The 10,927-nt window shown below is 63.3% G+C and carries 8 protein-coding genes and 1 pseudogene; 4 read left to right on the top strand and 5 right to left on the bottom strand.

Annotated features, from left to right (window positions below; all coding sequences use genetic code 11):
- Positions 1–506 (bottom strand): annotated as a pseudogene (locus EN969_RS04475) (glucose-6-phosphate isomerase); the annotation flags it as partial.
- A 323-nt stretch (positions 507–829) separates the two neighbouring features.
- Here EN969_RS04475 and EN969_RS04470 point away from each other — a divergent pair.
- The 3 genes from EN969_RS04470 (at position 830) to EN969_RS04460 (ending at position 5,397) form a co-directional block, all read left to right on the top strand.
- A complete protein-coding gene (locus EN969_RS04470; RefSeq protein WP_024503382.1) occupies positions 830–2,323 on the top strand; it encodes a PLP-dependent aminotransferase family protein in 1,494 nt (497 codons plus the stop codon).
- 192 nt (positions 2,324–2,515) lie between these two features.
- On the top strand, positions 2,516–4,105 hold the full coding sequence (locus tag EN969_RS04465) for a trimethylamine methyltransferase family protein (RefSeq protein ID WP_027161820.1): 1,590 nt from the start codon (positions 2,516–2,518) through the stop codon (positions 4,103–4,105).
- Positions 4,106–4,167: 62 nt separating this feature from the next.
- Positions 4,168–5,397: an aromatic ring-hydroxylating dioxygenase subunit alpha gene (locus EN969_RS04460; RefSeq protein WP_063169932.1), complete on the top strand. Its 1,230-nt coding sequence runs from the start codon at positions 4,168–4,170 to the stop codon at positions 5,395–5,397.
- 146 nt (positions 5,398–5,543) lie between these two features.
- On the opposite strand, the gene EN969_RS04455 is transcribed toward EN969_RS04460, so the two are convergent.
- The 4 genes from EN969_RS04455 to EN969_RS04440 all read right to left on the bottom strand — a co-directional run bounded on the left by EN969_RS04455 (position 5,544) and on the right by EN969_RS04440 (position 10,231).
- A complete protein-coding gene (locus tag EN969_RS04455) occupies positions 5,544–5,942 on the bottom strand; it encodes a hypothetical protein (protein WP_082826722.1) in 399 nt (132 codons plus the stop codon).
- A gap of 64 nt (positions 5,943–6,006) precedes the next feature.
- A complete protein-coding gene (gene chrA / locus EN969_RS04450; RefSeq protein WP_063169930.1) occupies positions 6,007–7,395 on the bottom strand; it encodes a chromate efflux transporter in 1,389 nt (462 codons plus the stop codon).
- Positions 7,392–8,210: a chromate resistance protein ChrB domain-containing protein gene (locus EN969_RS04445; RefSeq protein ID WP_063169929.1), complete on the bottom strand. Its 819-nt coding sequence runs from the start codon at positions 8,208–8,210 to the stop codon at positions 7,392–7,394. Before EN969_RS04445 ends, chrA begins: the two co-directional genes overlap by 4 nt.
- Positions 8,211–8,425: 215 nt before the next feature.
- Entirely contained in the window at positions 8,426–10,231 is a 1,806-nt protein-coding gene (locus tag EN969_RS04440; RefSeq protein ID WP_013528004.1) for an IlvD/Edd family dehydratase, read from the bottom strand.
- A 146-nt stretch (positions 10,232–10,377) separates the two neighbouring features.
- Here EN969_RS04440 and EN969_RS04435 point away from each other — a divergent pair, with 146 nt between their 5' ends.
- The gene (locus EN969_RS04435) at positions 10,378–10,830 is read left to right on the top strand and encodes a carbon monoxide dehydrogenase subunit G (RefSeq protein WP_013528005.1); all 453 of its coding nucleotides are present in this window, start codon (positions 10,378–10,380) and stop codon (positions 10,828–10,830) included.
- Positions 10,831–10,927: the final 97 nt, after the last annotated feature.

The following is a 10,927-nucleotide window of genomic DNA, read 5'->3' as shown; positions in this document are numbered from 1 at the left end:
TGATAGGGCGCCAGTGCCAGCGTCGCCATGGCCGCGCCGAGATCGGAACCGCCGATGCCGATGTTGACGATGTCGGTGATCTTCTTGCCGGTGGCGCCGGCCGCCTTGCCCGAGCGCACGGCATCGGCAAAGGCGCCCATGGCGTCGAGCACGGCGATGACGTCCGCCTTGACGTCCTGGCCATCGACGGTGACGCCCTTGCCGGTCAGGTTGCGCAGCGCCGTGTGCAGCACGGCACGGTCCTCGGTGACGTTGATCTTCTTGCCCGCGAACATGGCGGCGCGGCGGCCTTCGAGATCGGCGGCCTGCGCGAGCTTTTCCAGCTGCTCCATGGTGGTCGCGTCGACCGCGCACTTCGACCAGTCGAGCAGCAGATCGCCGTCGGTGGCGGAGAATTCCACGAACCGCTTGGGATCGGCGGCGAAGGTCTGGCGCATGCTGGCGGGCGCCGCCGCGCGGTGGTCGCGCAAGGCGGCGAGCTGTTTTTGAAAGGACGATTGATCCACTGCCAAACTCCGAGACCTCGAGCCATCATTACGGACCGGATGTTTCCGGCGCGTGTCGTCGCGACAATCTATCGGGCCGAACTCCACCCGTATCAATGCGCAGCGATGACGCACACCCACACGCCGCCATGACGCACGATGTCATCGCCGGGATGAAGCGCCGCGTCACCCCACGATGCCGCAACGCGGCATCAAAAGGACGTGAAGGATCACTGGCATAAATCCCAACGATCAGAAAAATTGATTGGCGCAACCCCTTGTGCCACGGTTACGTTCGGCTGGTCCAGCCAAACGAAAAAGGCTGGCCATCGAGGAAATCTCCCATGCCACAGCGAAACGACACGGCGATATGGTCCGGCCTGTTCCGGATTTCGGCCGAATCCGGCCAAACCCTGCAGGCGCAGATCCGCCAGGCCATCGTAGCCGCCATTCTCGACCGCCAGATCGCCGCTTCGATGCCGCTCCCTTCCTGCCGCATCCTGGCCGAAAAACTCGGCGTCGCGCGCGGAACCGTGGTGCTGGCGTTCCAGCAGCTCGTCGACCAGGGTTTCCTGGTGGCGCGCGAGCGGCGTGGCCATTTCGTCAATCCCGATGTGCTGGCGACACCGGCCAAGCCGCACCAGAAGGCGCCCGACCAGGCCAATGAGATCGACTGGAAGGCACGCCGCAAGATCGCCGCAAGCGACATGCCGCCGCCGGCCAAGCACGAGAACTGGATCAAGTCGTCCTATCCTTTCGTCTACGGGCAGTTCGACCCGGCGCTGTTCCCGACCGCTGAATGGCGCGAGTGCAACCGCATGGCGCTTGCCGTGCTGGAAATCCGCAACTGGGCATCCGATATGGTCGACCGTGACGATCCGCTGCTGATCGAGCAGATCCAGGCGCGGCTCCTGCCCCGGCGCGGCATCTTCGCCAATCCCGACGAGATCATCGTCACGCTGGGCGCCCAGAACGCGCTCTACATGCTGGCGACGCTGCTGATGTCCAAGGGCTCCAAGGTGGCGATGGAGGACCCCGGTTACCCCGACGCGCGCTCGATCTTCCGCCTTGCGGGCGCAGAGATACAGCCGGTGCCGGTCGACCAGTCCGGCATCGTAACTGCTTCTATTCCCAATGATTCCGGCTTCGTCTTCGTCACGCCCAGCCATCATTGCCCGACCATGGTGCCGTTGTCGGCGGAACGGCGGCAGGATCTTCTGGCGCGCGCCAACCGCTACAACCAGATCATCATCGAGGACGGCTATGACAGCCAGCTTCTCGACGAGGCACCGCAGCAAGCGCTGAAGAGCCTCGATCGTTCCGGCCGCGTGGTCTATGTCGGCTCGATGTCCAAGACGCTGGCTCCCGGCCTGCGGCTCGGCTACATCGTGGCGTCTGCCGGACTGATCGCGGAGCTCCGGGCGCTGCGCCGCTTCATGCTGCGTCATCCGCCGGCCAACAATCAGCGCGCCGTCGCACTGTTCCTGTCGCTCGGCCACCACGAGGCGCTGGTGCGGCGGCTGTCGTCAGCCTTCGACGAGCGGCGCAAGCGGCTGGTCCATGCGATTTCCGCCTTCCTGCCGGAATGGCGCTCGACCGATTCGGCCGGCGGTACGTCGCTGTGGCTCGAAGGGCCGCGCGGCACCGATTCGCGCGGGCTTGCCGAGGCAGCGGCCTCGCGCAGCGTCATCATCGAGCCAGGCGACCGCTTCTTCGATCGCACTGAAAAGCCTTCGCGTTTCATGCGGCTGGGCATCTCGTCGATCGCGCTACAGCACATCGAGCCAGGCATCCGCGAACTGGCCACGGCCGCCGGACGCAGACCCGCGGCCGCCTGATCCATCATCGACCTCTCGTGACCGGAGCCGCTCGCAGCGGCTCCGGTATTTTAGTTCTGGCACATGGAACTGAGCCAGCTGGCCCATAGGATGGGCCAGTGCCGGCGGCATAGTCGGCGTCATCAGGGGAAGAAGCAGGCCGATGGTGGACCAACCGCCACGAGTTCCTGCCGACGAAGTTGGAGTGCTTCCATGCCAGTGGCTGTCGAACAGCAGGACACGCCGGCGAACCGTCGTCCACAACGCTCCGGTCTTCGCGAAACAGGACATGCCATGCGATCATCTCCCCTGGTGGAGGATGCCAGACCACAGCACAAGGCCATCGAGGGCGGCGGCTACGGGCCGCTTCGCGGGGATGACCGCGAGCGTATCCACGAAGGCGTGCTGACGCTTCTGGAGACAGTGGGTTTCGCCAACGCCATTCCTTCCTGCATAAAGGTGCTGACCAAGGTGGGGGCGATCCATGGCGACGATGGCCGGGTCCGCTTTCCGCGCGCGCTCGTGCTCGACACCATCAAGCGGGCGGCACGACATTTCACGCTTCATGGCCAGGACCCCAGGCACGACATGGTGGTCCAGGGCAAGCGCGTGCACTACGGCACGGCAGGCATCGCCGTGCACCTGGTGGATCTGGAGAAGCGTGAGTACCGCGAATCCAAGCTGCAGGATATTTATGATGCCGCCCGCATCGTCGACGGGCTGGACAACATTCATTTCTTCCAGCGGCCGATGGTGGCGCGCGACATCGCCGATCCGCTCGAGATGGATTTCAACACGCTTTATGCCTGTGTGATGGGAACATCGAAGCACGTCGGAACATCCTTCACGGTGCGTGAGAACGTGAAGCCTGCACTTGAAATGCTGTACGCCATCGCCGGAGGCGAGGAGAATTTCCGCGCCCGGCCATTCGTTTCCAACTCCAATTCATTCGTCGTGCCGCCGATGAGGTTCGCCGAGGATGCCTGCGGCGTGCTCGAGGCCTGCGTCGAAGGCGGCATCCCGATCCTGCTGCTGTCGACCGGCCAGTCGGGCACGACGGCACCCGCCGCGATGGCCGGCGCCGTCGTGCAGGCAGTGGCCGAAGTGCTGGCCGGCCTGGTCTATGTCAACGCGCTCAAGCCCGGCCATCCGGCGATCTTCGGCGCATGGCCGTTCATGTCCGACCTGCGCACCGGCGCCATGGCCGGCGGGTCGGCCGAGCAGTCGGTGGCAACGGCGGCCTGTGCCCAGATGGCGCAATTCTACGACCTGCCCGGTGGCTCCGCCGCCGGCATGACGGATTCGAAATTGCCCGATATTCAGTCCGGCTACGAAAAGGGCATCACCAATGTGATGGCCGGCCTCTCCGGCCTCAACCTCGTCTATGAGGCGGCCGGCATGCATGCCTCGCTGCTCGGCTTCTGCCTGGAGAGCCTGGTCATCGACAACGACATGCTCGGTCATTGCCTGGGCTGCGCGCGTGGCATCGACGTGACTGACGAGGCCCTGTCGATCGACAGCATCGCGGAGGTCTGCCTCAAGGGTCCAGGCCACTATCTCGACAACGAACAAACGCTCAAGCTGATGCAGACCGAGCACTTCTATCCTGCCCTCGGCGATCGTTCCTCGCCGAAGGAATGGAACGAAAAAGGCCGGCCTGATATATTGCTGCGTGCGATCACCGAGAAGAAGCGCATTCTTGCCGAACGATTTCCGCGCCATGTGCCAAAACAGGTCGACGACAGATTGCGTGCCCGTTTCGGCAACCTGATCCACCTGCCGCGCACGCATATGGGCGGCTGACCGGAGACAAGTCTCGTGCAGCCATACAGCCATACACGACCAACCATCGGGCAGAACGACAAATGAGTGTGCATCCTATCCAGCAAGCCCCCACCGACGGCGACGCGATCGATCGGCTGGTGGCATCTCATCGGCCAGGCCACGGCCTGGTGCGTGCCTTCTATCATGACCCGGCGATCTTCGAGCGCGACATGGAACGGGTCTTTCGCCGCCACTGGCATTGCCTGGCCCACGCCAGCGTTATCCCGAACCCCGGCGATTTCGAGCTGTTCAAACTGGGCGACGAGGCGGTCATCCTGACACGCGGCATGGATGGCACCGTGCATGCCATGCTCAACGTCTGTCGCCACCGCGGCGCCGAGGTCTGCACCAAGCAGAAGGGCAACGCGAAGATGTTCGTGTGCCCCTACCACGCCTGGGCCTATTCCAATGACGGATCGTTGCGCGCTGCCCGCCTGATGCCAAAGGATTTCGACCGCACGGCGCACGGGCTGAAGAAGCTTCATGTCCGCGTCGCATCCGGTCTGGTCTTCATTTCCTTCGCCGAGACGCCGCTCGATTTCGATCCGATCGAACAGTCGCTGCGAACGAGCTGCGGCCAGTATGGCTGGGGCGACGCCAAGGTTGCGTATCGTCAGTCCTATCCGCTCGACGCCAACTGGAAGCTCGCCGTCGAGAACTATGTCGAATGTTACCATTGCGGGCCGGCGCATCCGGAATATTCGCAGACGCATGCGCTGGAAAAGCCGGCAGAAATGATCGAGCAGCTCAATGCGGCGATGGAGCAACGCACCTGCGCGCTCGGCATCGAGATCGGCAGCGCCAACCGCTGGCAGAACTCGGCGGCCGGCCAGGAAGCAATCCACACCTTCCGCTATGCGCTCTATGACGGCGTTTCGAGCGGCAGCCAGGATGGATCGCCGGTGGCCCCGCTGATGGGACGCTTCTCCGACTATGACGGTGGCGTCACTTCCATCCATCTCGGCGGCACGACCTTCCTCGTATGCTATCCCGATCACGGCATGATCTACCGCTTCATCCCGAAAACGGCTGGCACCTGCGAGATGGAGCTGATCTGGCTGGTGCGCGGCGACGCGGTCGAGGGCCAGGATTACGATCTGGAGAAGCTGACCTGGCTGTGGAAGATCACCACCGAAGAGGACAAGAAGATCATCGAGCACACCGCGCGCGGCGTGCGCTCGCACTATTTCGTGCCCGGACCTATCGCGCCGATGGAATACAACGAACTGCGCTACATCGGCTGGTATCTCGAGGAGATCAGCCGGGCCTGAACGGCTCGGCTGCCTTAGAGCATTCACCGTTTCACGGAAACGGCGATCTGCTCTAACTCTTTGTTTTGACGCAATTCTAGACGGAAAACCGCTCACACTTTTCCTAGAATTGCTCTAGGAGAATCAGGCAGATCTTGCCTTTCGCGTCATTCCGCGCTGAGCCCGTATCGGTCGACGACTTCGGGGTTGATGAGCTTGGCATGCAGCGTCATCAGCACGATCTGCGCGTCGAGGCTGTCACCGGCTTCAAGCGCCGCCTCGATGCGGCGCTCGGCTCCCAGCGTCCGCTCATGGCCATTGGCTTGCTCGAAGGTTTCGGGACCCGCGATGCAATAGCTGCATAATTGTGCCACCGACGCATAGGTGCCCGGTGGCGGCTCGTCGGGCCAGCGATCCTTCATGAGATTGACGAGGGTAAGCTTCACGCCCTCCGGCACAAGGGCTGGATGCAGATCGGCGCCGCGCAATGCATCGTCGAGCTGCCTCAAGTCGCCCGAACGGCCGAACACTCCGAGGAAGCCGAGGGAAGATCGCCGTCCGGCCATGATGTTTCCTTCCATTTCCAGCCCACTTAGGTGGTGGGCAAGCGGATTGCAAAGGCGGTGCTGTCTAACCAGCCGCCGCCAGCAAGATCCCTGCAAGGGCGGATAGCGCGAGTGTCGGCAGCATGCCGACTTTCAGCTTCAGGATGGCGACCATGGCGGCCACGGAAAGCAAGGCCGCGCGCCAGTCGATCGACGAAGGCACCGGCACGTTCATGCCAAGGCCCGTTGCGTGCACCTCACGGAAGATGACGTGCAAGGCAAACCATAGGGCCAGATTCATAATTACCCCGACAACGGCGGCGGTGATCGCGCCCAGTGCGGCCGACAGTGCCTTGTTGCCGCGCAAGGCCTCGATGTAGGGCGCACCGAGGAATATCCAGAAGAAGCAAGGCGTGAACGTCACCCACAGAGTGAGCAAAGCCCCCAGCGATCCGGCAACCAACGGGTCCAGCGAGCCGGAATGGCGGAACGCGGCGATGAAGCCGACGAACTGCAGCACCAGGATGAGCGGCCCTGGCGTGGTTTCGGCGAGCCCAAGGCCATCGACCATTTCACCCGGCACCAGCCAGCCGAAGGACTGGACGGCTGCCTGTGCGACATAAGCGAGGACCGCATAGGCGCCACCGAAGGTGACGACAGCCATGAGACTGAAGAACCGGCCTATCTCGGTCCAGACGCTTGCAGAGCCGGTGAACCACCAGATCAAAAGAACAGGCCCGAGCCAGAGCGGCAGCCAGATCGCGACGGTGCGCGGTGCATGCCATCTGGTCGGTTTGACATGGGCCAGTTCGCCACGCTCGAACATCAGGTCGACCGCTCCCTTGAAGTCGGCAACATCGTCCTTGCCATGGGCCGAGCCGAAAAACAGGGCGGGAGCAATGCGATCCCCCAGCCATCCCGTCAGGCCGGCTAGCAGGACGATGAGCGGAAAGGGCACATTCAACGCATAGATGGCGATGAACGCCGCGACCGCGATCGACACCATGACCCGGTTCTTGAGGGCACGCCGGCTGATCCGGACCACCGCCTCGACGACAATGGCAAGCACAGCCGCCTTGACCCCGAAAAACAGCGCCGCGACAAGCGGCACGTCGCCATAGAGGACGTAGAGGCTGCTCAAGGCGAGCATGACGAGCGCGCCCGGCAAGACGAACAGGATGCCGGCGACAAGGCCGCCGGCCGTCCTGTGCAGCAGCCAACCGATGTAGATGGCGAGTTGCTGGGCTTCCGGGCCAGGCAGCAGCATGCAGTAGTTCAGCGCGTGCAGGAAACGCCGCTCACCGATCCAGCGCCGCTCCTCGACCAGTTCCTTGTGCATCAGCGCGATCTGCCCGGCCGGACCGCCAAAGCTGAGCAATCCGATTTTCGCCCAGACCTTCACGGCCTCGGTGAAGGTCGGTGCAGCCGGCACCGGGACGGTTCCCGCCTTATTGTCCGGGACAAGAGCGGTCACGACGGCTTACCCGCAGCCGGCCAGTTGTGCGTTTCTTCGGTGGCGTCGCGACACCAGCGGAAGAACGCGTCGTAGAGCAGCATGCCTGCTTCCAGTTGTTCCAGATCGTCGCGGTACATACGCGACAGACCAAGCGAGGCAGCCAGAAAGCCGGCCGCCTGAGGCACCAGGTCAAGGCTTGCAGTGTCGGCCGCCCGCACGATTGCAGCGAGGCGATCGAGCGCCGCGGATTCCAGCCCGAACTCCTCGATCATCGTGTCGAAGGTGCAGCGCTCGCCGCGATGGCTCCAAAACACATTGTCGATGTCGAACGGCACGGCCTGAAAGCGGTCGGCAACAGCCAACACTTCAGCGGGTTCGACGAACAGGAACACCGCGTCGGGGTCGACGAAACGCCGGATCAGCCACGGGCAAGCGATGCGGTCGACCTTCGGGCGCGATCGCGTCACCCAGACGTTGGCGCCCTTTTCATTGCGTGGCGACATCTTGGCGGTGCGGGCCAAAAGCCCTCCGGCATCGCGCCAGGCCTCAAACCCGCCTTCGAGAGATTCAGCTGATATCCCCTCATGGCGCAGCCATGCGGCCACGCCTTGCGAGAGCTTTTGCCCCCTCTGGCAAACGACGGCCACCGGCTTGCCGGCGAACGTGGCCGCCCAGGTTGAAACGGTTTTGAAATCGCGACGGCACGACGCCGGCAACAGCCGCGGATCGGCGTCGAAATCTTCATCTATGCGAACATCGACAACGACTGGGGCGCCCGGCAGACCTATGAGCCGGGACAATTGCGGTACGGTGATAGCGGTTGTTGACGGCATGGCGTCCACCTCCTGAAAAGAGAAGCTTGGACGCGAACGTTGGGCTGACGCCTCACGGGGTCGTCGCGATGCACCCCTTGTCATGATGGTGGATTTGTTGGGCGCGCTTGTCAAGGACGGTGGCCGTTCTCGACCTACCCGGCCGCGATGCAACACGCTGACCGGAAAACCGACGGCGGCCTGATTTGATCAAGCCGCCATCCGTCGATCCAGAATCAATGATTGTCCCTGGGGACACCGCTGGTGTGCGCGACATCCTGGTATTTCACCGCCGGCTTCAGCACCATTCCCTCCGAAAACTGCGCGACCATACCGCGCTGGATCTCCTGCCAGGGCGTCTGGTGCTCGGGATAGTGGAAGCCGCCATTGTTCTGCAGTTCGGCGCGGCGCCGGGTGATCTCGTCGTCGGTGACGAGGATGTCGGCCGTGCCCTTGCGCAAGTCGATGCGGACCCGGTCGCCCGTCTTGAGCAGCGCCAGTCCGCCGCCGATCGCCGCTTCCGGCGAGGCGTTGAGGATCGACGGCGAACCCGACGTGCCCGACTGGCGGCCGTCCCCGATGCAGGCGAGCGCGTGGATGCCCTTCTTGATGAGATAGGCCGGCGGCTGCATGTTGACGACCTCGGCACCGCCGGGATAGCCGACCGGGCCGGCGCCGCGCATGAACAGGATGGTGTGTTCGTCGATGCCTTGCGCCGGGTCGTCGATGCGGGCGTGGTAATCCTCCGGCCCGTCGAAAACCATGGCGTTGCCTTCGAAAGCCTCGGGATCCCTAGGATTGGACAGATAGCGCTCGCGAAACTCGGGCGAGATGCCGCTGGTCTTCATGATCGCCGAATCGAACAGATTGCCCCTGAGGTTGATGAAGCCGGCATTGGCCTTCAGCGGCTTGGCGACAGAGCGGATGACGTCGGGGTTTTCGTTGGCGACGCCCTCGCTATTCTCGCCGATCGACTTGCCGTTGACGGTGCGTGCGCCGGGATGCGGCAACAGGTCGCCCTTCATCAGTTCGGCAATGACCGCCGGCACGCCGCCGGCATGATGGTAGTCCTCGCCAAGATATTCGCCCGTCGGCTGCAAATTGACCAGCAGCGGCACATTGAGGCCGACCGTCTGCCAGTCGTCATTGTCGAGCTTGACACCAAGGTGGCGGGCGATGGCATTGAGGTGGATCGGCGCGTTGGTCGAGCCGCCAATGGCCGAATTGACGACGATGGCGTTCTCGAAAGCCTCTCTCGTCATGATGTCGGACGGCTTCAGATCCTCATGCACCATCTCGACGATGCGTTTTCCGGTCTCATAGGAAATCTGGCCACGCTCGCGGTAGGGCGCGGGAATGGCGGCCGAGCCCGGCAACTGCATGCCAAGCGCCTCGGCCAGCGAGTTCATCGTGGTGGCGGTGCCCATGGTGTTGCAATAGCCGGTGGACGGCGCCGACGAGGCGACGATGTCCATGAACTCGTCATAATCGATCTCGCCGGCCGACAGGCGCTGGCGTGATTCCCAGACGATGGTACCGGAGCCGGTGCGCTTGCCCTTGTGCCAGCCATTGAGCATCGGCCCGACCGACAGCGCGATCGCCGGAATGTTGACGGTGGCCGCTGCCATCAGCAGCGCCGGCGTCGTCTTGTCGCAACCGATGGTCAGCACGACGCCATCGAGCGGGTAGCCGTAAAGCACCTCGACCAGGCTGAGATAGGCAAGGTTGCGGTCGAGCGCTGCGGTCGGGCGCTTGCCGGTCTCCTGGATCGGATGGCAGGGGAACTCGAACGGAATACCGCCCATCGAGACGATGCCTTCGCGCACACGCTTGGCCAGTTCGATATGATGACGGTTGCAGGGCGACAGATCCGAGCCGGTCTGGGCGATGCCGATCAGCGGCTTGCCGGACATCAGTTCGGCGCGCGTCAGGCCGTAATTGAGATAGCGCTCGAGATAGAGAGCCGTCATGCCCGGATTGTCGGGATTGTCGAACCACTCCTGCGAGCGAAATTTTTTCTTATGGGTGGGGGCGCCTGCCATCATGGTCTCCGTATTTGTAAGACAAATCGATATGGCAACGCGCGGGAGCAGGCAAGAGGGCGTGCGGTCGCAACCGGACTTTGGTGCGATAGACACGCACCAAGCCGTGCGTTACGGGTTCGGACAGTCTTGTCCGGGAGGTTTTCATGGCTTTGGTGATCGAAGGCGAGGAGCGCATTGCCGCACCGCTGCAAAAAGTGTGGGAAGCGCTGAACGATCCCGAGGTCTTGAAGGCGACCATTCCCGGTTGCCAGAGCCTGGAGATGAAGTCGCCGACCGAGATGGCGGCAACCGTGGTGGTGAAGATCGGACCGATCAAGGCGACGTTCAACGGCGAAGTGACGCTGAAGAACCTGAAGCCGCCGCACTCCTACACCATCCAGGGCGAAGGCAAGGGCGGCATTGCAGGCTTCGCCAAGGGTGGCGCCGACGTGACGCTGACGGCAGATGGACCCGACGCCACGATATTGAACTACGCGGCCAAGGCCGATGTCGGCGGCAAGATCGCCCAACTCGGCAGCCGGCTGATCGAATCGACCTCGAAGAAACTGGCCGGACAGTTTTTTTCCAGCTTCGGCGAGAAGGTCGGCGCGGCCTAGGCTGCAGAGCGGCGGCTACCGAACAAGCTACTCGAAAACAATACTCGGCACCGCCGCTGCCGCAGCACCACGCTCTTCGTTAACCCGGTCCCAGACC

This window comes from Mesorhizobium sp. M7A.F.Ca.CA.003.01.2.1 (assembly GCF_003998945.1).
Classification (GTDB): domain Bacteria; phylum Pseudomonadota; class Alphaproteobacteria; order Rhizobiales; family Rhizobiaceae; genus Mesorhizobium; species Mesorhizobium ciceri.
This window is presented reverse-complemented; position numbering and strand designations above follow the sequence as displayed.